Source organism: Pseudomonas sp. S8 (genome assembly GCF_050473925.1).
GTDB lineage: Bacteria > Pseudomonadota > Gammaproteobacteria > Pseudomonadales > Pseudomonadaceae > Aquipseudomonas > Aquipseudomonas parakoreensis.
The window spans coordinates 3,154,275-3,178,115 of the sequence record NZ_JBFDVZ010000016.1; the positions used below are offsets into that span (position 1 = coordinate 3,154,275).

The 23,841-nt window shown below is 61.4% G+C and carries 20 protein-coding genes; 10 read left to right on the forward strand and 10 right to left on the reverse strand.

Annotated elements, in window-relative coordinates; all coding sequences use genetic code 11:
• Nucleotides 1-7: 7 nt before the first annotated feature.
• The gene (gene ffh / locus AB1J88_RS15460) at nt 8-1,384 is read right to left on the reverse strand and encodes a signal recognition particle protein (protein WP_041063139.1); all 1,377 of its coding nucleotides are present in this window, start codon (nt 1,382-1,384) and stop codon (nt 8-10) included.
• A gap of 195 nt (nt 1,385-1,579) precedes the next feature.
• On the opposite strand from ffh, the gene AB1J88_RS15465 reads away from it, so the two are divergent.
• From AB1J88_RS15465 to AB1J88_RS15475, 3 genes are all read left to right on the forward strand, one after another.
• The gene (locus AB1J88_RS15465) at nt 1,580-2,392 is read left to right on the forward strand and encodes a cytochrome C assembly family protein (protein WP_025112187.1); all 813 of its coding nucleotides are present in this window, start codon (nt 1,580-1,582) and stop codon (nt 2,390-2,392) included.
• Nucleotides 2,393-2,404: 12 nt separating this feature from the next.
• Nucleotides 2,405-3,646 (forward strand): HlyC/CorC family transporter, encoded by a 1,242-nt coding sequence (locus AB1J88_RS15470; protein ID WP_222016367.1) that lies wholly within the window; start codon nt 2,405-2,407, stop codon nt 3,644-3,646.
• 309 nt (nt 3,647-3,955) lie between these two features.
• On the forward strand, nt 3,956-5,272 hold the full coding sequence (locus AB1J88_RS15475; RefSeq protein WP_086792209.1) for an MFS transporter: 1,317 nt from the start codon (nt 3,956-3,958) through the stop codon (nt 5,270-5,272).
• Nucleotides 5,273-5,386: 114 nt separating this feature from the next.
• Here AB1J88_RS15475 and purT read toward each other — a convergent pair whose 3' ends face one another.
• The 5 genes from purT to AB1J88_RS15500 form a co-directional block, all read right to left on the reverse strand.
• The gene (purT, locus tag AB1J88_RS15480; RefSeq protein WP_003221968.1) at nt 5,387-6,568 is read right to left on the reverse strand and encodes a formate-dependent phosphoribosylglycinamide formyltransferase; all 1,182 of its coding nucleotides are present in this window, start codon (nt 6,566-6,568) and stop codon (nt 5,387-5,389) included.
• 99 nt (nt 6,569-6,667) lie between these two features.
• Nucleotides 6,668-7,135: a preQ0 transporter gene (locus AB1J88_RS15485; RefSeq protein WP_086792211.1), complete on the reverse strand. Its 468-nt coding sequence runs from the start codon at nt 7,133-7,135 to the stop codon at nt 6,668-6,670.
• A gap of 136 nt (nt 7,136-7,271) precedes the next feature.
• Entirely contained in the window at nt 7,272-7,487 is a 216-nt protein-coding gene (locus tag AB1J88_RS15490) for a DUF1289 domain-containing protein (protein WP_430291399.1), read from the reverse strand.
• The gene (locus tag AB1J88_RS15495; protein ID WP_084321873.1) at nt 7,484-8,008 is read right to left on the reverse strand and encodes a gamma carbonic anhydrase family protein; all 525 of its coding nucleotides are present in this window, start codon (nt 8,006-8,008) and stop codon (nt 7,484-7,486) included. Before AB1J88_RS15495 ends, AB1J88_RS15490 begins: the two co-directional genes overlap by 4 nt.
• Nucleotides 8,009-8,055: 47 nt before the next feature.
• Nucleotides 8,056-8,655 carry a CoA pyrophosphatase gene (locus AB1J88_RS15500; RefSeq protein WP_007967803.1) on the reverse strand — a complete coding sequence of 200 codons (600 nt, stop codon included), beginning with the start codon at nt 8,653-8,655 and terminating at the stop codon, nt 8,056-8,058.
• A 146-nt stretch (nt 8,656-8,801) separates the two neighbouring features.
• On the opposite strand from AB1J88_RS15500, the gene AB1J88_RS15505 reads away from it, so the two are divergent.
• The 7 genes from AB1J88_RS15505 (at nt 8,802) to nagE (ending at nt 17,530) form a co-directional block, all read left to right on the forward strand.
• On the forward strand, nt 8,802-9,353 hold the full coding sequence (locus AB1J88_RS15505; protein ID WP_041063112.1) for an NUDIX hydrolase: 552 nt from the start codon (nt 8,802-8,804) through the stop codon (nt 9,351-9,353).
• Nucleotides 9,354-9,453: 100 nt separating this feature from the next.
• Nucleotides 9,454-9,969: a L,D-transpeptidase family protein gene (locus AB1J88_RS15510; RefSeq protein ID WP_430291400.1), complete on the forward strand. Its 516-nt coding sequence runs from the start codon at nt 9,454-9,456 to the stop codon at nt 9,967-9,969.
• A gap of 282 nt (nt 9,970-10,251) precedes the next feature.
• Nucleotides 10,252-10,983: a GntR family transcriptional regulator gene (locus AB1J88_RS15515; protein WP_430291401.1), complete on the forward strand. Its 732-nt coding sequence runs from the start codon at nt 10,252-10,254 to the stop codon at nt 10,981-10,983.
• Nucleotides 10,984-11,013: 30 nt separating this feature from the next.
• A complete protein-coding gene (gene nagA / locus AB1J88_RS15520; protein ID WP_430291402.1) occupies nt 11,014-12,120 on the forward strand; it encodes an N-acetylglucosamine-6-phosphate deacetylase in 1,107 nt (368 codons plus the stop codon).
• Nucleotides 12,101-13,123 (forward strand): SIS domain-containing protein, encoded by a 1,023-nt coding sequence (locus tag AB1J88_RS15525; RefSeq protein WP_430291403.1) that lies wholly within the window; start codon nt 12,101-12,103, stop codon nt 13,121-13,123. The genes nagA and AB1J88_RS15525 overlap by 20 nt, the downstream gene beginning before the upstream one ends.
• Before the next feature lie 142 nt (nt 13,124-13,265).
• On the forward strand, nt 13,266-15,779 hold the full coding sequence (gene ptsP, locus AB1J88_RS15530; protein WP_430291404.1) for a phosphoenolpyruvate--protein phosphotransferase: 2,514 nt from the start codon (nt 13,266-13,268) through the stop codon (nt 15,777-15,779).
• A gap of 35 nt (nt 15,780-15,814) precedes the next feature.
• Nucleotides 15,815-17,530, forward strand: coding sequence for an N-acetylglucosamine-specific PTS transporter subunit IIBC (gene nagE / locus AB1J88_RS15535; RefSeq protein WP_430291405.1), 1,716 nt, complete (start codon nt 15,815-15,817; stop codon nt 17,528-17,530).
• 80 nt (nt 17,531-17,610) lie between these two features.
• Here the strand turns inward: nagE and AB1J88_RS15540 are convergent, their stop codons facing one another.
• From AB1J88_RS15540 to purL, 4 genes are all read right to left on the reverse strand, one after another.
• On the reverse strand, nt 17,611-17,907 hold the full coding sequence (locus AB1J88_RS15540) for a hypothetical protein (RefSeq protein WP_430291406.1): 297 nt from the start codon (nt 17,905-17,907) through the stop codon (nt 17,611-17,613).
• Between the two features lie 244 nt (nt 17,908-18,151).
• A complete protein-coding gene (locus tag AB1J88_RS15545; protein ID WP_430291407.1) occupies nt 18,152-18,514 on the reverse strand; it encodes a DUF6124 family protein in 363 nt (120 codons plus the stop codon).
• A gap of 942 nt (nt 18,515-19,456) precedes the next feature.
• Nucleotides 19,457-19,768, reverse strand: a complete 312-nt coding sequence (locus AB1J88_RS15550; RefSeq protein WP_430291408.1) for an NGG1p interacting factor NIF3 — start codon at nt 19,766-19,768, stop codon at nt 19,457-19,459.
• Between the two features lie 5 nt (nt 19,769-19,773).
• Nucleotides 19,774-23,670, reverse strand: a complete 3,897-nt coding sequence (gene purL, locus AB1J88_RS15555; RefSeq protein ID WP_430291409.1) for a phosphoribosylformylglycinamidine synthase — start codon at nt 23,668-23,670, stop codon at nt 19,774-19,776.
• Nucleotides 23,671-23,841: the final 171 nt, after the last annotated feature.

Here is a 23,841-nt window from a genome sequence, read left to right on the forward strand (position 1 = left end):
GAGATCTTTACATTTTTGGCATGCCGCCGCCGGGCAACATACCGCCCATGCCGCGCATCATTTTCGCCATACCGCCCTTGGCGGTGAATTTCTTCATCATCTTCTGCATCTGCTTGTGCTGCTTGATCAAGCGACCGATGTCCTGCACCTGGGTGCCGGAACCCATGGCGATCCGGCGTTTGCGCGAACCGCTGATCAGCTCAGGGTCGCGGCGCTCGGCCGGGGTCATGGAGTTGATGATGGCTTCCATCTGCTTGAACTGTTTCTCTGCCGCGTTCTGGGCATTGCCCATCTGCGACAGGTTGACGCCGCCGATGCTCGGCAGTTTGTCCATGAGCCCGCCGAGGCCGCCCATATTCTTCATTTGTTGCAGCTGATCGCGGAAGTCTTCGAGGTCGAAGCCCTTGCCCTTCTTCAGCTTCTTGGCCAGCTTGTCGGCCTTGTCCTTGTCGAGGGTCGCTTCAGCCTGTTCGATCAGGCTGAGCACGTCACCCATGCCGAGGATCCGCGAAGCGATACGCTCAGGGTGGAACGGATCGAGTGCTTCGCTCTTCTCGCCCATACCAATGAACTTGATCGGCTTGCCGGTGATCGCGCGTACCGACAGCGCCGCACCGCCTCGGGCATCGCCGTCGACCTTGGTCAGGATCACACCGGTCAGTGGCAGCGCATCACCGAAGGCCTTGGCCGTGTTGGCGGCGTCCTGACCGGTCATGGCGTCGACCACGAACAGGGTTTCGACCGGCTTGATCGCGGCGTGCAGCGCCTTGATCTCGCCCATCATCTCTTCATCGATGTGCAGACGACCGGCGGTGTCGACGATGACCACATCGATGAATTTGAGTTTTGCTTCTTTAATAGCCGCGTTGGCGATGTCGACCGGCTTCTGGCTCAGATCGGACGGGAAGAACGTCACGCCGATGTCGTTGGCCAGGGTTTCCAGCTGCTTGATAGCCGCCGGGCGGTAGATGTCCGCCGATACGACCATCACCGACTTCTTCTTGCGCTCTTTAAGGAAGCGCGCGAGCTTGCCGGCGGTGGTGGTTTTACCGGCACCCTGCAGACCGGCCATCAGAATGACGGCGGGCGGCACAGCGCTCAGGTTCAAGTCTTCGTTGGCCGCGCCCATCAGGCTTTCGAGTTCGGCCTGGACGATCTTCACGAATGCCTGGCCCGGCGTCAGGCTGCGCGACACCTCGGTGCCGACAGCGCGCTCCTTGACCGAATTGACGAAGTCCTTGACCACCGGCAGGGCGACGTCGGCTTCGAGCAACGCCATGCGCACTTCGCGCAGGGTGTCTTTGATATTGTCTTCAGTCAGCTTCGCCTTGCCGGTGACATGGCGCAGCGTCTGCGAGAGACGGTCGGTTAAGTTTTCAAACATTGCGCGATCCTTTCAGGCCCTGTGTAGACCGGGATAATGGCGGCCCAGACCGGATTCAACATGTGCTCGGCGAGCCTGCGGCGTGGGCAGGTCGCGGATTATAGCGAAGACTGCGTCGGGCGGACACCTCGCACTTTCGTGGTGTGGCGGTTCTATGCCAAACTCAGCGCCTTTCGGGCCTGCCTAACAGGATTTATGCTCCCCTTGTCACCCAGTTTGCTGACCACGCTCGCCGCCGCTCTTCTTTATGCCGCTGCGACCCTTTATCAGGGCACCCGCCTGGCCTCCGGCGCCAAGGCGAACAAGCGCCTGCTGGTTACGCTCGGCATCCTCGCCGTGCTCGCCCACAGCGCCAGCCTGCTCACTCACCTGCTGACCCCGATCGGCCTGGGCCTGGACTTCTTCAGCGCCGCCAGCCTGATCGCCGCGGCCGTCATCGCCCTGACGCTGCTGGCCTGCTCGCGGATCCCGGTGGAAAACCTCTTGGTGCTGCTGTTCCCGCTCGGCGCGGCGACGGTGTTGCTGGCGCAGTTCGCGCCGGCCGGTACGGTGCAGATCATCGACGAAGAGCCGGGCATCCTCGCCCACATTCTGCTGTCGATCCTCGCCTACGGCATGTTCACCATCGCGGTCTTCCAGGCCTTGCTGCTGCTGGTGCAGGATCACCAGCTCAAGCACAAGCACCCGTCGGGCCTGATCAAGAACTTCCCGCCGCTGCAAACCATGGAAAGCCTGTTGTTCGGCTTTCTCTGGGCCGGCTGGACGCTGCTGTCGCTGTCGCTGATCTCCGGCTGGCTGTTCGTCGAGAACCTGTTCGCCCAGCATCTGGTGCATAAGACCTTGCTGGCGTGCCTGGCGTGGGTGGTGTTCAGCGTGCTGCTGTGGGGCCGTAATCGCCTCGGCTGGCGCGGCCACAAGGCGATTCGCTGGACCCTCGCCGGTTTCTGCCTGCTGATGTTGGCGTATTTCGGCAGCAAACTGGTTCGTGAATACATCCTGCACATCTGACGGGCGGCATAAATGGACGGTTTGCCCATAGGGCCGATGCTTGCGGTATTTGTCCTGCTGATTTTATGGTCGGGGCTGTTTACCGCCGTCGAAATCGCGCAGCAGCACTTGCTCGCGCAACGCACCGCCTCGCGCGCCAGCGATAAACCGCTGGCGAAGCTGAGCTTCCCGCTCGACAGTCTGATCCTGTGCAACACCCTGTGCCGCGCCCTTGCGGTGGTCATTGCCACGCTGCTGGCAATCTTCCTTTGCGAAGAAAACGGCCCGTGGGCAGCCTGCCTCGGTGCCGCTGCCGTGTTGCTGGTGTTTGCCGATTACTTCCCACGCACCGTGGCCCAGCGCTATCCGGAGGCCGTGCTGTCCTTCGGCAATACCCTGCTGGCCGTTCCGCTGAAAATTCTTTATCCGCTGGCCTGGCTGCTGAGCCGCATCAGCGGTTTGCTGCTGCGTCCCTTCGCGCGCAAAACCCAAGTGGTGCAGCAAAGCGAAGACGAAGAACCTGCCGACCCGAACGACGACCCGGAACACCCGTCTCGCGCCCACCCGGTTTCCGGGATCCACGCGCTGGACAACATCACGGTCAACGACATTCTGGTGCCGCGCAGCGATGTCGACGGCATCAACCTCGACGACTCGATCGAGGAGATCATCGAACAACTGCGCCACAACAAACGCACGCGCCTGCCGGTGTTCCATAGCGACATCAACCAGGTCGAAGCGGTGCTCAACACCCGGCAAATCCGCCATCTGCTCAACGATGGCGAGCTGACCCGCGAAGCACTGCTGGCCGCCAGCTACGAACCGTACTTCGTTCCGGAAAGCACGCCGCTGCAACTGCAACTGCTCAATTTCCACAAACAGCAGCGCCGGCTGGGCATGGTGGTGGACGAATACGGCGAAGTGCTGGGCATCGTTACCCTGGAAGACATTCTCGAAGAAATCGTCGGCGAATTCGAAAGCGAGCACAGCCTCGACAACCCGCACATCCATCCGCAGCCCGACGGGCGCATGGTGATCGACGGCACCGCGTCGATCCGCGAGTTGAACAAATGCCTGGGCTGGCATTTGCCGAGCGACGGGCCGAAAACCCTCAACGGCCTGGTGACCGAGGCGCTGGAAACCATTCCGGACAGCGCGGTGTGTCTGAAGATCGGGCGTTATCGGCTGGAGATTCTCGAGACCGAGGACAACCGGGTGAGCAAGGTGTTGATCTGGCATACGAGCGCTGTGCCTGCTTTGGTGCCGGCCAGATAAAAGATCAAAAGATCGCAGCCTTCGGCAGCTCCTACATTTGGGAATGCGTTCCTCTGTACTCTGTAGGAGCTGCCGAAGGCTGCGATCTTTGCTCTTGTTCATTCGTTAGCCCCCTTCCTATAATCGAGCCGCTTACCCAAGCGCTGCCGAGCCCTGTGCTTACCCCGCACTAAAGCGGTTTTGGCCATTTTCCGCACTACCCCGACGACTGTTCCTACTCGAAACAGCGCTCGCGTCTCATCCCACATCCCTGGGTGTTCAACCATAATAATTCGCTCCAACGGAGCCATGACTGTCAGGGATCACCGCATGACGACCAGTACCGCTTACAGCGCCACCGCGCCTGCCCAGCCGACCAACTCCGCCACCCGCGTGGCAACGGCGAGCTTCATCGGCACCGCCATCGAGTTTTACGACTTCTATGTCTACGCCACCGCCGCTGCACTGGTGATCGGACCGGTGTTCTTTCCACAGACGTCCGGCACCGCGCAAATGCTCTCGGCGTTTCTCACTTTCGGTATCGCCTTCCTCGCCCGACCGCTGGGTTCGGCGCTGTTCGGCCACTTCGGTGACCGCATCGGGCGCAAATCGACGCTGGTCGCTTCACTCTTGCTGATGGGCGTGTGCACCACGCTGATCGGCGTGCTGCCGGGTTACGACAGCATTGGCGCCTGGGCACCGATTCTGTTGTGCGTGCTGCGTTTCGGTCAGGGGTTGGGCCTGGGCGGCGAATGGGGTGGCGCGGCGTTGCTGGCCACCGAGAATGCGCCGAAGGGCAAGCGGGCGTGGTTCGGCATGTTCCCGCAACTGGGGCCTTCGATCGGTTTTCTCGCGGCCAATGGGTTGTTCCTGACCCTGGCCATGACCCTCAATGACGAGCAGTTCCGCAGCTGGGGCTGGCGGATTCCGTTTCTGCTCAGCGCAGTGCTGGTGATGGTCGGTCTGTATGTACGCCTCAAGCTTCACGAAACGCCGGTGTTCGCCAACGCGATTGCCCGTCAGGAGCGAGTGAAAGTGCCGCTGGTCGAGCTGTTCAGCCAATACTGGGCGCCCACCCTGCTCGGCGCGGCGGCGATGGTCGTGTGTTATGCGCTGTTTTACATCTCGACGGTGTTTTCCCTGAGCTACGGCGTGTCCACCCTCGGCTACAGCCGTGAGACGTTTCTTGGACTGCTGTGTTTTGCCGTGCTGTTCATGGCGGCGGCTACACCGTTGTCCGCCTGGGCCAGCGATCGTTACGGGCGCAAACCGGTGCTGATCGTCGGCGGTGTGCTGGCGATCCTGTCCGGATTCCTGATGGAGCCGTTGCTGACGCAGGGCTCGACCTGGGGCGTGGCGCTGTTCCTGTGCATCGAGCTGTTCCTGATGGGCGTGACGTTTGCCCCGATGGGCGCGCTGCTGCCGGAACTGTTTCCGACCCACGTGCGCTATACCGGCGCATCGGCGGCCTACAATCTGGGCGGCATCGTCGGCGCCTCGGCGGCACCGTTCTTTGCGCAGAAACTGGTGGCGATGGGCGGTTTGAGTTATGTCGGCGGGTATGTGTCGGCGGCAGCGGTGCTCAGCCTGATTGCGGTGCTGTGCCTGAAGGAAACGCGTGGCAACGATCTGAATCAGGTTGCCTGATAGATCGCTATCGCGGGCAAGCCCGCTCCCACAGGGTTTTCGGTTGATCACAAATTTTGTGCACAACCAAAAAACCTGTGGGAGCGAGCTTGCTCGCGAATGCCGCGCCTCGGTTTACAGCTCTACAACAACAGCCTGAGCCGCACGGGTCGCCTTGGCACGAGCCGCCTCAATCGACTCATCCCGCGCCAGCGCCACGCCCATCCGGCGCTGACCGTTGACTTCAGGCTTGCCGAACAGCCGCAGTGCGGTATCCGGCTCGCTCAGCGCTGCGCCAAGGTTGGCGAACGCGGTCTGGGTCGACTGCCCTTCCACCAGAATCACCGCCGAAGCGGATGGGCCGAACTGACGGATCAGCGGCACCGGCAGACCGAGAATGGCGCGCGCGTGCAGGGCGAACTGCGACAGATCCTGGGAAATCAGGGTCACCAGACCGGTGTCGTGCGGGCGCGGCGAGACTTCGCTGAACCACACCTGATCACCCTTGATGAACAACTCGACGCCGAACAGCCCGCGACCACCCAGAGCCTCGGTCACGGCTTTGGCCACGCGCTCGGACTCAGCCAAGGCAATCGGGCTCATGGCCTGCGGCTGCCAGGACTCCTGATAGTCGCCCTTTTCCTGACGGTGACCGACCGGTGCGCAGAACGTGGTGCCGCCGATGTGGCGCACGGTCAGCAGAGTGATTTCGTAGTCGAAATCGATGAAGCCTTCGATGATCACCCGACCTTTGCCGGCGCGACCGCCCTCTTGCGCGTAATCCCAGGCTTTCTGCACGTCATCGGCGCTGCGCAGCAGGCTCTGGCCTTTGCCCGACGAGCTCATGACTGGCTTGACCACGCACGGGAAGCCCAGATCCTGAACGGCTTTGCTGTAGTCCTCGAAGGTGTCGGCAAAGTGGTACGGCGAGGTTGGCAGGTCCAGCTCTTCAGCGGCCAGGCGACGGATACCTTCGCGGTTCATGGTCAATTGCGCGGCGCGGGCGGTCGGTATCACGGTGAAGCCTTCGGCTTCCAGCTCGACCAGCGTGGCGGTGGCGATGGCTTCGATTTCCGGCACGATGAAGTGCGGCTTCTCGGCTTCGATGACTGCACGCAGCGCGGCGCCGTCGAGCATGTTGATCACGTGGCTGCGGTGCGCCACCTGCATGGCCGGCGCGTTGGCGTAACGGTCGACGGCAATCACTTCAACGCCCAGGCGTTGCAGCTCGATCACCACTTCCTTGCCCAACTCACCACAGCCACACAGCAATACGCGGGTCGCGGTTGGCGACAATGGAGTTCCGATACGGGTCATCTCAGGTCCTCAAAGAAGCGGATCATCGAGGAAAGCAACGCCAGACGCGCTTTCCATGGGGAGAAAGCGCGGCATTTTACATGAACCGCAGGGTTTGGCTCAGCTGGCGACAGCCTGTTTGCGCTCGCGCCAGGCCATGATCAGCCAGACGGCAGTAACACCTGCGAACTTCGAGGCCAATGCCGTGATGATCACCGGTGGCGTCATCAGGTCGATCATGCCGAAAAAGATGAAGGTATCGAGGGGAATGCTCAGCGCCGAACTGATCCACAGGCGGTCGCGCAGCGGCCGTTTGGTGATGCTGAAGACCAGCCAGTCGATGCATTCGGAGATCGCGAACGCCGTGGCGCTGGCCAGGGCGATGGAAGGATCCGAGGTGACGTAGGACAACACCAGCGCCACCAGCATCGCCACGATGGCACCGTGACCGAAACGGGTTTGCACCATGTCGCGCAACACGAACACCAATCCGCCCCAGGCCGACCAGATGATGTCCAGGTGTGGCGCGGTGGAGAAAGCGAAGTTGATCAGCACGACGCTGCTGATGTAGGCGATGAGGAAAATCATGCTGGCGACCTGGGAAATTGGCGCACAGGTTACTTCAGGCAAAGCAGAAGCAAAAGATCGCAGCCTGCGGCAGCTCCTACATGGGAATGCGATCTTCCTGTAGGAGCTGCCGAAGGCTGCGATCTTTTGATCTTCGCTACTTGTTTGGGGTCGCCGGGATCATCCACACCAACCCACTCGCTTTCGCCCGCTCATGACACAACCCCAGCACCACCCGCCGCTCGTCGTTGGTCATGCGGCCCCAGCAGGTGATCTCCGCGACCGTGCGCTGGCAACCGGTACAAATATCGTCCTCATCCAGCGCACAGATATTCACGCACGGCGAGGCAACCGGTCTTTCGGGCGTGTTCATGCTTCCTGCTCGACCAGATCACGCGCATAGCGCTGGGAATTGTGCACATAGTGCGCGGCACTGGCTTCGAGCATTTTCTTCTGTGGCTCGGTCAGTTCACGCACGACCTTGCCCGGAGACCCCATCACCAGCGAGCCATCGGGGATTTCCTTGCCTTCGCCGATCAGCGAATTGGCGCCGATGATGCAGTTCTTGCCGATTTTCGCGCCGTTGAGGATCACCGCGTTGATGCCAATCAGGCTGTAGTCGCCAACGGTGCAGCCATGCAGCATGGCGTTATGGCCGATGGTCACGCCGGTGCCGATGGTCAGCGGATAGCCCATGTCGGTGTGCATCACCGTGCCATCCTGGACGTTGCTGTTCTTGCCGATCAGGATCAGCTCGTTGTCGCCGCGCAGCACGGCGTTGAACCAGACGTTGGCGCCTTCTTCCAGCTTGACCTTGCCCACCAGCACGGCATTGGGTGCAACCCAGCTCTGTGGATGGGTCTCGACGCGGGCGTCGCCCAGGCGGTATTTCATCTTGTTTTCCTCAGGGCTCACGATGACGGGCCATTCGAGCGATGGCTTCAGGTGTTGATATAGCTTTTGGGCGGGTGATGCAGGCTGATCTGTTCGTCATAGAGCAGATTGATCAGCTCGACAATCATGATAGCGGTCAATCCCCAGATCTTGAATTCGCCGTAACGATAACTCGGCACGTACCAGCTGCGGCCCTGATAATCGATACGATGCGTATGCTCACGCGGGTCTTTGCGGAAGAACTCCAACGGCACGTTGAAGACGGCAGCGATCTCGGCATCGTTGGCCTGGTATTCGACAAAGTCCGGAATCACCCCGACATACGGCGTGACCTTGATGCCATGCAGGGAGATCAGCGGGCTGAGCGGGCCGATGACTTCGACCAGCCCCGGTGGCAGGCCGATTTCTTCTTCGGCTTCGCGTAAGGCGGTGAAAATCAGGTCGGGGTCTTCGGGGTCGCGGCGACCGCCGGGAAAGGCCACTTCGCCGCCATGGGTCGAGAGGCCGCTTGCCCGCAGGGTCAGCACCAGCTCGGGCTCGTCACTGCGGGTGATCGGCACCAGAACAGCGGCCTCGGGGAAACGTTTATCGGTCTCCAGCGTGCGCGGTGTGTGGTTGCTTACCCTATGCAGTAGCTCGTCCAGCATGAGTGTTCTCGATCTGTGCCTTACCCTGCATCATGCACCAATCATTGCAGCCGCCCAAGCCCTTCGCCGGGCCATGTCGCGAAACGACAACTTGCCGACCGACACCGCTGCACGCCAAGATAGGCGCAGCATTCAGGAACCCCAGCATGAAATTTTGCAGCCAGTGCGGCAACCCGGTGACCCAGCGCATTCCCGAAGGCGACTCGCGACTGCGATTTGTCTGTGACAGCTGTCAGACCATTCACTATCAAAACCCCAATATCGTCGCCGGTTGTGTCGCGACCTGGGGTCGCCAGGTGCTGCTCTGCCGCCGCGCCATCGAGCCACGCCTGGGTTACTGGACGCTGCCCGCCGGCTTCATGGAAAACGGCGAGACCATCGAACAGGCCGCGATCCGCGAAACCGCCGAGGAAGCCTGCGCCCGAGTGCGCAATCTGAGCATCTATACCCTGATCGATGTGCCGCACATCAGCCAGGTGCATGTGTTCTTTCGCGCCGAACTGGCCGACCTGGACTTCGCGGCCGGCCCCGAAAGCCTCGAAGTGCAACTATTCGACGAAGCCGACATTCCGTGGGACGAGCTGGCTTTCCGCACCGTGGGGCGTACCTTAGAATGTTTCTTCGCTGATCGCCGCGCCGAAAACTACCCGGTTCGCTCCGAATCGATTCCGCCGCTGGCTCAGCCTGCCATTAGCTGACTCAAAAAATCCAAAGATCAAAAGATCAAAAGATCAAAAGATCGCAGCCTTCGGCAGCTCCTACACTTAACGTTGCGTCACTCTTTGGGGAATTGTTTCAATGCGCTGGTTGTTTGCTCTGTTTTGCCTGTCATTCGTCTCAGTCTCCCAAGCGTCCTTCGTGACCACCGTGACGCCGTCGAACACCCCGCTGATCGAAAAAATCCTGGTGCTCAAATCGGCGCATCAACTGCAGTTGATCGCCGACGGCAAGCCGATCAAGACCTATCGGATTTCCTTGGGCAAGGGCGCGAAAAAGGGGCCGAAACTGATTGAAGGCGACAAACGTACCCCGGAAGGTTTCTATTGGATCGACTGGCGCAAGGTCAGCGAGAAATTCAATCTGGCGATGCACATCTCCTACCCGAACATCAGCGATTCGGCCCGCGCCCGCCGCGAAGGCGTCGAGCCTGGCGGGATGATCATGATTCACGGCACGCCGGATTCGGCAGAAACCCCCGAAGACCTGTTCCACACTCTGGACTGGACCGACGGCTGCATCGCCATGCGCAACATGGACATGCGTGAAGTCTGGGGTCTGGTGCCGGACGGCACGATGATCGAGATTCGTCCTTAACGACTGACCACTGGTCACCTGAAAAAAATAAATCAAAAGATCGCAGCCTTCGGCAGCTCCTACAGGGTTGATACCACTTCCCACTGCAGGAGCTGCCGCAGGCTGCGATCTTTTGCTTTTTACAGCCCACCACTAATACCACTTCAAACCACAAACCCCGAAACCCGCCATTTCATTGGGCTACACGCCAATTCACTGCGTTGACATGGTATTCAAGTGGTATTAATTTCCGCCCCACAAGCGAGCCACAACAATCCTATACTCGCGTCGGAAATGACCTACATGAACGACCTCCAGGCCCTACGCCCAGATGACTCCCAGCCGACGCCGCTGTACCTGCAGCTGGCGCGCAATCTGGAATCGGCGATCCATTCCGGGCAATGGAAGGCCGAGCAGGCCATGCCCTCCGAGCGCAACCTCAGCGAGCAACTCGGGATCTCCCGGGTCACCGCGCGCAAGGCGCTGGAAGTGCTGCTCGATCAAGGTCTGATCCGCCGTCTGCAAGGTTCCGGCACCTTCATCACCCCACGTCTGGAACAACCGCTGTCACGCCTCTCGGGCTTCAGCGAAATGCTCCGCCTCAAGGGTTTCGTCCCCAGCTCGCAGTGGCTGGAACGCGAAATCACCCTGCCGACTCACGAAGAACTGATCCGCCTGAGCCTGTCGCCGAACGACAAGGTGGCGCGCATGAAACGCCTGCGCAAGGCCGATGACACCGTGATGGCCATCGAGATGAGCACCCTGCCCGCCTCGATCATGCCCAAGCCGCACCTGGTCGGCAATTCGCTCTACGAGTACCTCGACGGCATCGGCAAACCGATCGTCCGCGCCCTGCAGCACATCCAGGCGATCAACGCCTCGGACGAGTTCGCCGCGCTGGTCGGCATCGCCCCCGGCACCGCCATGCTGCTGATGACCCGGGTCGGCTATCTGGAAGACAACACGCCGATCGAAGTCACCGACACCTATTGCCGCAACGACTACTACGACTTTGTTGCAGAGCTTCGCCGCTGACCGGCAGCCAGGCCAAACGAGAGAAGCAAAATGTCCGAAGACAACATCCTCACCGCCAGCGGCTGGGTTCGCGGCCGGCTGATTCACGAACACGGCAAAGTCGTGTCGATCGAAGGCGTACCCTGCGATCCGGCCGACAATGACCTGCCGTACCTGCTGCCGGGTTTCATCGACCTGCACGTCCACGGCGGTGGTGGCAAAGACATCATGGAAGGCGCCAGCGCCTTCGAAACCATCACCAAAACCCACGTGCGTTTCGGCACCACTTCACTGCTGGCCACCACCATGACCGCGCCGAGCGCCGAGATTTCCAGCGTGCTGAAAGAGGTCGGCGAGTTCTGCGAACAGCGTCCGCAAGACGCCGCCCGGGTACTCGGTGTGCATCTGGAAGGCCCGTACATCAACCCCGGCAAACTCGGCGCGCAACCGAATTTCGCCCACACCGCGTTGATGGCCGAAGTCGAGGAATACCTGGCGCTGGCGCCGATCCGGGTGATCACCATCGCTCCGGAAATCGCCGGCCACGACGGGTTGATTCGTGAACTGAGCAGCCGCGGCATCCGCATGCAGATCGGCCACACCCTCGGCAGCTACGAGGAAGGCGTCGCCGCCCTCGATGCCGGCGCGACCAGTTTCACCCATTTGTACAACGCCATGAGCCCGCTGCATCACCGCGAGCCGGGCATCGTCGGCGCCGCGTTGGCCCACGCCAAATTCGCCGAGCTGATCCCGGACTTGTTGCACGTGCACCCCGGCGCGATCCGCGTGGCCCTGCGTTCGATCCCGTGCCTGTACTGCGTCACCGATTCAACCGCCGCCGCCGGCATGCCCGACGGTGAATACAAGCTCGGCAGCCACACCGTGACCAAATGCCTGGGCGGCGTGCGCCTGCCCGACGGCACGCTGGCCGGCAGCACCCTGACCATGGATCAGGCCCTGCGCAACCTGGTGAAGATCGGATTGCCGATCGCCGAGGCCTCGCAGCGCCTGTCGCAATTCCCCGCCGACTACCTCGGCATCACCGAACGCGGGCGCCTCGAACCGGGCGCCTGGGCCGACTGCGTGCGGCTGGATCGCTCACTCACACTGACCGCCGTCATGGTCGAAGGAGAAGACATTGACTTCAAAAATGCTTGAAGAGGCGCTGTCCTCGTTCGAGGCCGTGCAAGCCCAACTGCAACAGCTCGACCCGCAGATGATCGAGATCGCCGGGCGCCTGCGCCGTCAGCCGCCGCAAGTGGCGATGACCGTCGCGCGCGGCAGCTCCGACCACGCGGCGAGCTACTTCGCCTACCTGACCATGCAGCAACTGGGGGTACCGGTGGCGTCGTTGCCGATGTCGGTGGTGACCATGCAGCAGGCGCCGTTGAAGGTCAGCGGTCAGGTCGCGTTCGCGTTCTCGCAATCGGGGCAAAGCCCGGATCTGGTCAACAGCCTGCGTCTGCTGCGCAAGCGTGGCGCGCTGAGCGTGTCGATGGTCAACGCCGCCGATTCGCCACTGGAAGCGGCGTGTGAATTCAGCCTGCCGTTGCTCGCCGGTATCGAAAGCAGTGTCGCCGCGACCAAGAGTTTCATCGCCACCCTGAGCGCCAGCGCCCGTCTGATCGCGCACTGGAAAGAAGACAGCGAACTGCTGGAAGCGCACAACGCCCTACCCGAAGGTCTGCGCGAAGCGGCAAAACAGGACTGGAGCACCGCGATCGACGCCTTGCGCGACTGCGAACGGCTGATGGTCATCGGCCGTGGCGCCGGTTTTGCCATCGCCCAAGAGGCCGCGCTGAAATTCAAGGAAACCTCGGCCATTCAGGCCGAAGCGTTCAGCAGTGCCGAAGTCCGTCACGGCCCGATGGCGCTGATCGACGAGCATTACCCTTTGCTGGTGTTCGCCCCGCGCGGTGCCGAACAGGCCGGTCTGATCAGCCTCGCGTCAGAGATGCGTCAACGCGGTGCCCGCGTGCTGCTGGCCGCGCCGGACGACATCCTCGAACGCGACCTGACCCTGAGCCGCGCCGAACACCCGGCCCTCGACCCGATTCTGGCGATCCAGAGCTTCTACGTGATGGCCGCCGGCCTGGCCGTGGCCCGCGGCATGGACCCGGACCAGCCGCGTCACCTGAGCAAAGTGACCCGTACGCACTGACCACTGTTTAGGCATGTAACCCGTGTAGGAGCTGCCGAAGGCTGCGATCTTTTGATTTTGACGTTCAAAAAAACAAGATCAAAAGATCGCAGCCTGCGGCAGCTCCTACCGGGGAAAGCGAAATTACTGATGAGACCGAGCCATGCACAACAACAATAAAGAGCTGACCCTCAGCGCCCCGCTCAGCGGCCCGGTGCTCACGCTGGCCAAAGTCCCGGACGCGGTGTTCGCCAGTGGCGCAATGGGCGACGGCATCGCCATCGACCCGCTGAATGACACCCTGTACTCACCCTGTGCCGGGGAGATCATCCACGTCGCACGCACCGCCCACGCGCTGACCGTGCGCGCCGACAACGGCGCGGAAATCCTCCTGCATCTTGGCCTGGACACTGTCGAACTGAACGGCGAAGGCTTCTCGATGCTGGTCAAGCAAGGCACGCGGGTCGACAAGGGCCAACCGTTGTTGCGCTACGACCTGGACAAGGTCGGCCAGCAGTGCAAAAGCCTGGTCAGCCTGTTGATCCTGACCAACAGCCAGGACTTCCAGGTGCGCCCGATCACGCTCAAAGCGGTGAAGGTCGGCGAGCCGTTGCTACACATCATTGCGCGCAACAGCTTTGCGGCGACCGCTGAAGCGGTTGGCGGGCCAGAGGTTCAAGGTCAGGTGCTGGTGGCGCATCGCGGCGGCTTGCATGCCCGCCCAGCCGCGCTGATTCGCCAGACCGCACAAGGCTTCAAGAGCCAGTCGCAGCTGCACTTCGCCGGCAAATCGGCGCCGTGCAACAGCCTGATCGGGCTGATGGGCCTGGCGATCGGTGAGCAGGATGAGGTGCAGGTCAGCTGTCAGGGGCCGGAAGCCGACGCCGCGCTGCAGGCGTTGCTCAATGCGTTGGCGACCGCCCTTCCTGATGATCATCACGCAGCTGCGCCGGCCAGCGCCACACCGCGCAAACGCCCAGCCGAGGCGGGCGTGCTGCAAGGGGTGTGCGCCGCACCGGGACTGGTTGGCGGGCCGTTGTTTCGCCTGAACGCGATCAGCCTGCCGGCAGATGTCGGCAAGCATGATCCGCGGGTGCAACAGCAGGTGCTGGAGTCGGCGCTGCATCAGGTGCGCGGCGAAATCCACGCCACGCTCACCCAAGCAAAAAAGCACAAGAACACCGACGAAGAAGCGATTTTCACCGCGCATCTGGCACTGCTCGAAGACCCGGCCCTGCTCGACGCCGCGCAGCATGCTATCGACCAAGGAACAGCGGCGACCCACGCCTGGAGCCAGTCGATCGACGTGCAGTGCGAAGTACTGCAACACACCGGCAGCGCGCTGCTGGCCGAACGCGCCAACGACCTGCGCGACCTCAAGCAACGGGTGCTGCGCGCCCTGCTTGGCGAAGCCTGGCATTACGAAGTGCCGGCCGGTGCCATCGTCGCTGCGCATGAACTGACGCCGTCGGATCTGCTGCAACTCAGCGCGCAGGGTGTCGCGGGATTGTGCATGGCCGAAGGCGGCGCGACCTCGCATGTGGCGATTCTGGCGCGCGGCAAAGGCCTGCCGTGCCTGGTTGCACTGGGCGCCGCTTTACTCGATCAAGCACAAGGTCAGTCGGTGGTGCTGGATGCCGATGGCGGTCGCCTCGAACTGAAGCCAAATGCCGAGCGTCTGGCCGAAGTGCAGCAGGCGCAAATCGAGCGTCAGCAACGCCGCGATGCGCAACAGAAAAAGGCCCATCTGCCCGCCGAAACCCGCAATGGCGTGGTCATCGAAGTGGTCGCCAATGTTGCCTCCAGCCATGAAGCGGCGGACGCCTTTGCCAACGGCGCCGATGGCGTCGGCCTGTTGCGCACCGAGTTTCTGTTCGTCGACCGGCAAACCGCGCCGGACGTCGAAGAGCAGCGCTTTGCCTATCAAGCGGTGCTCGATGCCATGGGTGAACATTCGGTGATCATTCGCACCATCGACGTCGGCGGCGACAAGCAACTCGACTACCTGCCGCTGCCTGCCGAAGCCAACCCGGTACTCGGCTTGCGTGGCATTCGTCTGGCTCAGGCGCGTCCGGAAATCCTCGATCAACAACTGCGCGCACTGCTGCAGGTCAGCCCGTTGCAGCGTTGCCGGATCCTGCTGCCGATGGTTACCGAAGTCGATGAACTGCTGCAGATCCGTCAGCGCGTCGATGCGCTGTGCCTGGAACTGGGCATCAGCCAGCGCCCGGAAATCGGCGTGATGATCGAAGTCCCGGCTGCGGCATTGCAGGCCGAGCAACTGGCCGAGCACGCCGACTTCCTGTCGATCGGCACCAACGACCTGTCGCAATACACCCTGGCCATGGACCGCGATCACGCAGGTTTGGCCGCTCGGGTTGATGCCTTGCACCCGGCGCTGCTGCGGCTGATCGCCATGACCTGCGCAGGTGCGGCGGCGCACAAACGCTGGGTCGGCGTCTGCGGCGCCCTCGCCTCGGATCCACTGGCGACGCCGGTGCTGATCGGCCTCGGCGTGACCGAGTTGTCGGTGAGCCCGGTGCAAATCGGTGAAATCAAGGATCGCGTGCGCCAGTTGCACGAGGCCGAATGCCAACGCCTCAGCCACGACCTGTTGAAACTCAACAGCGCCGCTGCGGTTCGTCACGCCTGCCACCAGCATTGGCCTCTGCACTAACAACAAGCTCTCTATAAAGAGCAGGGAGAACCACCATGTACCAACTCTTCATCGAAGGCCTGCAACGCCTCGGCCGCGCGCTGATGCTGCCGATCGCGATCCTGCCGATTGCCGGCCTGCTGCTGCGTCTGGGTGACACCGACCTTTTGAACATCGCGATCATTCACGATGCCGGGCAAGTGATCTTCGCCAACCTGGCGATGATCTTCGCCATCGGCATCGCCGTCGGGTTTGCCAAGGACAACAACGGCACCGCGGGTCTGGCCGGGGTAATCGGTTATCTGGTGATGATCTCCACCCTCAAGGTGCTCGACGCGAGCATCAACATGGGCATGCTCGCCGGGATCGTCAGCGGCCTGATGGCCGGCGCGCTGTACAACCGCTTCAAGGACATCAAACTGCCGGAGTATCTGGCGTTCTTCGGCGGCCGACGGTTTGTACCGATCGTCACCGGGTTCGCCGCCGTCGCGCTGGGCGTGGTGTTCGGCTACATCTGGCCGCCGATCCAGCACGGCATCAATGCCTTCGGCGCGCTGATGATGGAAAGCGGCAGCATTGGCGCGTTCGTCTTCGGCGTGTTCAACCGCCTGCTGATCGTCACCGGCCTGCACCACATCCTCAACAACATGGCGTGGTTCGTGTTCGGCAACTTCACCGATCCGACCACTGGTGCACTGGTCACCGGCGACCTGTCACGCTACTTCGCCGGCGATCCGAAAGGCGGCCAGTTCATGACCGGAATGTTCCCGATGATGATCTTCGGCCTGCCCGCCGCGTGCCTGGCGATGTACCGCAACGCCCTGCCAGAGCGGCGCAAGGTCATGGGCGGGATCTTCCTGTCGATGGCGCTGACCTCGTTTTTGACCGGGGTAACCGAGCCCATCGAATTCGCCTTCATGTTCCTCGCCCCGCTGCTGTATCTGCTGCATGCGTTGCTGACCGGCCTGTCGATGGCGATCACCAATGCGCTGAACATCCACCTCGGTTTCACCTTCTCCGGCGGCTTCATCGACATGGTGCTGGGTTGGGGGCGCTCGACCAATGGCTGGCTGGTGATTCCGGTCGGACTGGCGTATGCCGTGGTGTATTACGCGGTGTTTGATTTCTGTATTCGTCGCTTCAATTTGAAGACGCCGGGGCGTGAGGATGTGGCAGCGGCGGACAAGGCTGTTCTCACCGAGAATGAGCGCGCCGCGGCTTACATCAAGGCGCTCGGTGGTGCGCAGAATCTGGTGACTGTCGGTGCCTGCACCACCCGTTTGCGTCTGGAAATGGTTGATCGCAACAAGGCTTCCGACGCTGACTTGAAGGCATTGGGCGCGATGGCCGTGGTACGCCCGGGCAAGGGCGGCAGCTTGCAGGTGGTGGTCGGGCCATTGGCCGACAGCATCGCCGACGAAATTCGGCTCGCGATGCCAGCGCTGGGGCGTGCGTTAGTGCCGGCGCCTGCGGTGCAGGTCGAAGCATCGAACGCTGCATGGGTCACGGCGCCAGAAGCCCAACAATGGCTGACTGCGTTAGGCGGTCGCGAGAATGTACTGCAACTGGACTGCATCGCCCTGACCCGCCTTCGTTTGCAACTGGCCGATGGCAAAGCGTTGTCCGAGGCTCAGTTGAAAGAGCTGGGGTGTCAGGGTGTCAGCCCGTTGGAAGGTGGGGTCTGGCATCTGTTGATTGGCGAGAAAGCCGCGAGTTTGAGTGGGGCGATTGAGGCGTTGGTTAATCGGAGTGAGGTCAGCGCCAAGGTATAACCCACAGCGAAACTCAACAGCCTCACTGATAAACGGAAAGCCGCTGGGCTGTGGAGCTCAGCGGCTTTTTTATCGGGTGTTTACTCGACTGTGACGATGAACGTACGTGGTGCAGAGACACCAGCCTGTCCTCTGGCCGTGATCGAATGCATGCCCACTGACAAATCCCTCAAGTGAAAGTGCCAAGTGCCTGCAGCGTCGGCGACTACTCGCCCCTTCTCAGTCGCACCGTCAACAATCTGCAGTTCATCGCCTGCAGACGCCAAGCCGCTCGACTGCACAACAGTGGACGAGGTGATACCGCCGTTTGGAATCTGCTCGCCTTGGCTGTTTTTCATGGAGGTAATCACTGGCACAGTGTTTTTTTCAGTAGACATAGCAAAATCCCTCTTACCTGTTGTGGTTGGAAGTGTCATCAGACAGAAGTTTGCCGAAGCGCACCACTGTCAGAAATTACAGGTCAGCGGTGGATTCCGATGATCGGTCATCTTCATGTCGAACCTGGGCATTGAATCCAAAAGTCGATCGCCGAAGGCTCGCTCCCTAGGGAAGTCTCCACTGCCCAAAAAGGAAATGAGATCCGCGACGGGACGAGCCGGTTTGCGATGATCATCCGATGAATCAGATTTGCGGATCGACCCGGTCCAGCGCGCGGTTTACCGCCAGTTCGGCGAGCATGACTATTTGCTGGATCGCCAGTGCGGTGCTGCGTTGCAGGCCGCTGAGTTCGTTGGCGAAGTTGCTGGCCATGGCACTGGCGCAGGCCAACGATTCGTAGGCGTGGGCTAGCAGGGTTTCGGTGTCGATGCTGGGGTTGACCAGGAACATTGTGCTGGGCTGATGCGCCTGAGCGGGTTGCTGGGTGAAGTAGAAATCGACAGCGCGCTTGATGGCTTCACGGTCTTTCGTCAGGTCTTCAATCCGGATGGCGTCGGCGGGTGGAAGTGTGACTTTGTGGGGTGGGTCGGGGATCAGTTTGTCCATTGAACAAGTCCTTTTAAGTGTTGTAGCCACTTGATCCCGATCTCACTCGGAGAAGAGGTGGCAGCCATGTACGGAGTGAGATTACCGGTAAGGACCCCAAATCCGGCCGGACCGAAGTCCGCCCGTACATAGCCGCCATAAGGAATTGCTGACAGCGAAAGCTGGCCGCAATTATGGGGGCACTTGTCTGGGGATCCAAATCGGGTATCTCACCTCCCGGTCGCTGAATTGGCAGCGACAGACGAAGCCTAGAGACCGGACGTCCGAGGGACAACCTGAAAATCTTGTGGGAAGGTTCTGGTAATTCCACACACTCTTAAACACAAAACATCCCGTGTAGGAGCTGCCGAAGGCTGCGATCTTTTGATCTGCCCTTTGCCTGTAAAAAACCAAAGTCAAAAGATCGCAGCCTTCGGCAGCTCCTACAGGTGAGTACTGCACCAGATAGAAATTGGTCGGCTTTCAGGCCGCCATCGCTGGCAAGCCAGCTCCACAATGGATTGGGGGGTATTCAATTGGAGAACGGTTGGCTGGCAGGGCGCCTTCGCCGGCAAGCCAGCTCCCATATTTTTAACTTGTGAACACCGCCATGCGGCGAAGCCGCCCCACTCCAGGATGAGCGCAAGCTCGGCTGTCGTTCTTGATCTTGATCCACGGGCGACGTCGGAAGGCTGAGTGGAGGGATTGATCCGGGGGTGGGAGCGCAGCGACCGTTTGGTGAAGCCAAACACAGCGAGAGGAGGTGCAGCGAAGCAAACCGTAGGCGCTGCGCCCGAAGCAACGGATACTCACTCAATCAGACAGAGCATGGTCGCCTATAAGGGCGCCATCGCTGGCAAGCCAGCTCCCACAATGAAACGTAGTCACCCCTCAAATCGCAGGTAACAAAAAACCCGCAGACAATCACTCATCTGCGGGTTTCCCGTTCCAGCGGCAAAAAGATCAGAAATCCTCCAGCCGCCACACTTCATAAGCCGGCGTCTCGTAAGGGTGGCTCAACTTGAGAGCAGCCACCACATCACGAATCAACGCGTCACAAACCACAAGCTCAACCTTCCATTCCTCGACCCGCTCAACCCGCCCCGCCTCACCAATGAACGGCTGACTGCCGTGCAAAGGCCGAAACTGACCAGACCCAAGCACCTGCCAAGCACAGTGGTCATAGTCCCCGATCCGCCCACCACCGGCAGCGAATACAGCGTCCTTGACCACCTCGACATGACTGTCGGGAACAAAAAACGCGAGCTTGTACACAGGCCTCAGTTCACCCAGACGCGCGCGTTACGGAACATGCGCATCCAAGGAGCATCCTCGGTCCAGTCTTCCGAACGCCACGAGTTCTGCACCGCGCGGAACACCCGCTCCGGGTGCGGCATCATGATCGTCACACGACCGTCGCGGCTGGTGAGACCGGTAATCCCGCGTGGCGAACCGTTCGGGTTGGCCGGGTAGGCTTCGGTGACCTTACCGTGGTTGTCGACGAAACGCATCGCCACGCAACCGGACAGATCGGCTTCCAGCAGGGCTTCTTCGCTGGAGAACTCGGCATGGCCTTCACCGTGCGCGATGGCGATCGGCATGCGTGAACCGGCCATGCCCTGCAAGAAGATCGAGTTCGATTCCTGGATCTGCACCATCGCCACGCGCGCTTCGAACTGCTCGGAGCGGTTGCGCACGAAGTGCGGCCAGAACTCGCTGCCCGGGATCAGCTCGTGCAGGTTGGACATCATCTGGCAACCGTTGCACACGCCGAGGGTGAAGCTGTCGTTACGTTCGAAGAAGCCCTGGAACGCATCGCGGGCACGGCTGTTGAACAGTGCCGACTTGGCCCAGCCTTCACCGGCGCCGAGGACGTCGCCGTAGGAGAAACCACCGCAGGCCACCAGGCCTTTGAACTCGTTCAGGTCGACACGGCCAGCGAGAATATCGCTCATGTGCACGTCGATCGCGTTGAAACCGGCGCGATCGAACGCGGCGGCCATTTCCACCTGACCGTTGACGCCCTGCTCACGCAGCACGGCAACCTGTGGGCGGATGCCTTTCTTGATGTAAGGCGCGGCAATGTCCTGGTTGACGTCGTAGCTCAGCTTGACGCTCAGGCCCGGGTTGTCCTCTTCCAGCAGTGCATCGAACTCTTGCTCGGCGCAGTCGGCGTTGTCGCGCAGACGCTGGATCTGGTAGCTGGTCTCGGCCCACTGACGCTGCAGCAGACGACGCTGGCCTTCAAACACCGTGTCACCGTTGAAGGTGATGTTGATCTGGCCATTGTTGATCGGCTGACCGATCACCGACACACAATCACCCAGACCAGCCGCGCTGAACTGCGCGAGGATATCTGGCGTGGCGTCCTGACGAACCTGGATCACTGCACCCAGTTCTTCGTTGAACAGGATCGCGGCGATTTCTGCCGAATTTTCGGCAACGCTGTCCAGGTTCAGGCTCAGGCCGCAGTGGCCGGCGAACGCCATTTCCACCACGGAGGTCAGCAGACCACCGTCGGAACGGTCGTGGTAAGCCAGCAGGTGACCGTCGGCGTTGAGGCCCTGGATCACCGCGAAGAAGGCTTTCAGGTCTTCGGCGTCATCGACGTCCGGTGCCTGCTTGCCGAGCTTGCCGTGAACCTGAGCGAGGATCGAGGCGCCCATGCGGTTCTGGCCGCGACCGAGGTCGATCAGGATCAGGTCGGTGGTGCCCTTGTCCATGCGCAGTTCCGGGGTCAGGGTCTGACGGATGTCAGCCACTGGGGCGAAACCGGTCACGATCAGCGACATCGGCGAGGTCACGGTTTTTTCTTCACCGTTGTCGCTCCAGCGGGTGGCCATGGACATCGAGTCCTTGCCGACCGGGATGGTGATGCCCAGCTCTGGGCACAGTTCCATGCCGACCGCTTTCACGGTGTCGTACAGACGCGCGTCTTCGCCCGGGTGGCCGGCAGCGGACATCCAGTTCGCCGACAGCTTGATGTCGGAAATCTTGTTGATGCGCGAAGCGGCAATGTTGGTCAGGGTTTCGCCGATAGCCATACGGCCCGACGCCGGAGCGTCCAGCAGCGCCAGCGGAGTGCGCTCGCCCATGGCCATCGCTTCACCGGTGTAGACGTCGAAACTGGTGGCGGTGACGGCGACGTCGGCCACCGGAACCTGCCATGGGCCAACCATCTGGTCACGGGCCACGAGGCCGGTGATGGTGCGGTCGCCGATGGTGATCAGGAAGCTTTTGCTCGCCACGGCCGGGTGATGCAGGACGCGCTCGATGGATTCGCTGATGTCCAGGTTCGACGGATCGAAGTCATCGCCCAGCTCGGCTTCGCGAACCACCGAACGGTGCATGCGCGGGGCCTTGCCCAGCAACACTTCCAGCGGCATGTCCACCGGGTTGTTGCCGAAGTGGCTGTCGGTCACGGTCAGTTGCGGCTCGGCAGTGGCTTCACCGACCACGGCGAACGGGCAACGCTCGCGTTCGCAGATCGCCTTGAAGCGCTCGAAGTCAGCCGGACCGACCGCCAGAACGTAACGTTCCTGGGATTCGTTGGACCAGATTTCGTGCGGGGCCATGCCCGGCTCGTCGTTTGGAATGTTGCGCAGTTCGAAACGGCCACCGCGGTCGCCGTCGTTGACCAGTTCCGGGAAGGCGTTGGACAGACCGCCCGCGCCCACGTCGTGGATGAAGCTGATCGGGTTCTTGTCGCCCAGCTGCCAGCAACGGTCGATGACTTCCTGGCAGCGACGCTCCATCTCAGGGTTTTCACGCTGTACGGAAGCGAAGTCGAGATCCGCCGAGCTGGTGCCGGTGGCCATCGAGGACGCGGCGCCGCCGCCCAGACCGATGAGCATCGCCGGGCCGCCGAGGACGATCAGCTTGGAGCCGACGACGATCTCGCCTTTCTTGACGTGCTCTTCACGGATGTTGCCCATGCCGCCCGCGAGCATGATCGGCTTGTGGTAACCGCGAACTTCGTCACCGTGCGGAGTAGTGATCGATTGTTCGAAGGTACGGAAGTAACCGGTCAGGGCCGGACGACCGAATTCGTTGTTGAACGCGGCGCCGCCCAGCGGGCCTTCGATCATGATGTCCAGCGCGGTAACGATACGCTCAGGCTTGCCGTACGGCACTTCCCACGGCTGTTCGAAGCCCGGGATCTGCAGGTTGGACACGGTGAAACCGGTCAGGCCGGCCTTTGGCTTCGCGCCACGGCCGGTGGCACCTTCGTCGCGGATCTCACCACCGGAACCGGTGGAGGCGCCCGGGAACGGGGCGATCGCGGTCGGGTGGTTGTGGGTCTCGACCTTCATCAGGATGTGCACCGGCTCCTGCACCGCGCCGTACTGGCGGGTTTCCGGATCCGGGAAGAAGCGGCCGGCGACGTTGCCGACGATCACCGAAGCGTTGTCCTTATAAGCGGACAGCACGCCTTCGTTGTGCATCTGGTAGGTGTTCTTGATCATGCCGAACAGGCTTTTTTCCTGGCTCTCGCCGTCAATATCCCAACTGGCGTTGAAGATCTTGTGGCGGCAGTGCTCGGAGTTGGCCTGGGCGAACATCATCAGTTCGATGTCGTGCGGGTTGCGCTTGAGGCCGTTGAAGGCGTTGACCAGGTAATCGATCTCGTCTTCGGCCAGGGCCAGGCCCAGCTCGGTGTTGGCTTTTTCCAGCGCGGCGCGGCCGCCACCGAGGATGTCAATCGCGGTCAGCGGCTTCGGCTCGGCGTGGCTGAACAGACCGGCGGCCTGTTCCAGATTGCCCAGAACGATCTGGGTCATGCGGTCATGCAGCACGTCGGCAATCTGCTGGGCTTCAATGTCGCTGAACTGGCCGGCCACGTAGAACGCGATGCCGCGCTCCAGACGCTGGATCTTGCTCAGGCCGCAGTTGCGGGCGATGTCGCTGGCCTTGCTCGACCATGGCGAGATAGTGCCGAAACGCGGCAACACCAGGAACAGACGGCCGGTCGGCTCTTGTACCGGAACGCTTGGGCCGTACTTCAGAAGGCGCGCAAGCACCTGCTGTTCGTCGCCGGTCAGGACGCCGGTGACTTCGGCGAAGTGAGCGAATTCAGCATACAGGCCATTGACAGCTGGAACCTTCTGGCTCAGTTGCTCAAGGAGTTTGCTGTGGCGAAAGGCAGAAAGGGCAGGAGCGCCGCGCAGGATCAACATCTTCGGGACAGCCTCGGGAAGGGGTGTGCTTTGAGGCCGTGCATTCTAGCCTAAACCGCCCTCAACATCACCCGAAACGCTACGCACGGTTGCACTCGGATATCAATCTGTGTTTCTGCCTTTGAAGTCAAATTTCGAGAGTGCGCGGCCAACGCATATTTTTTCTGTCAC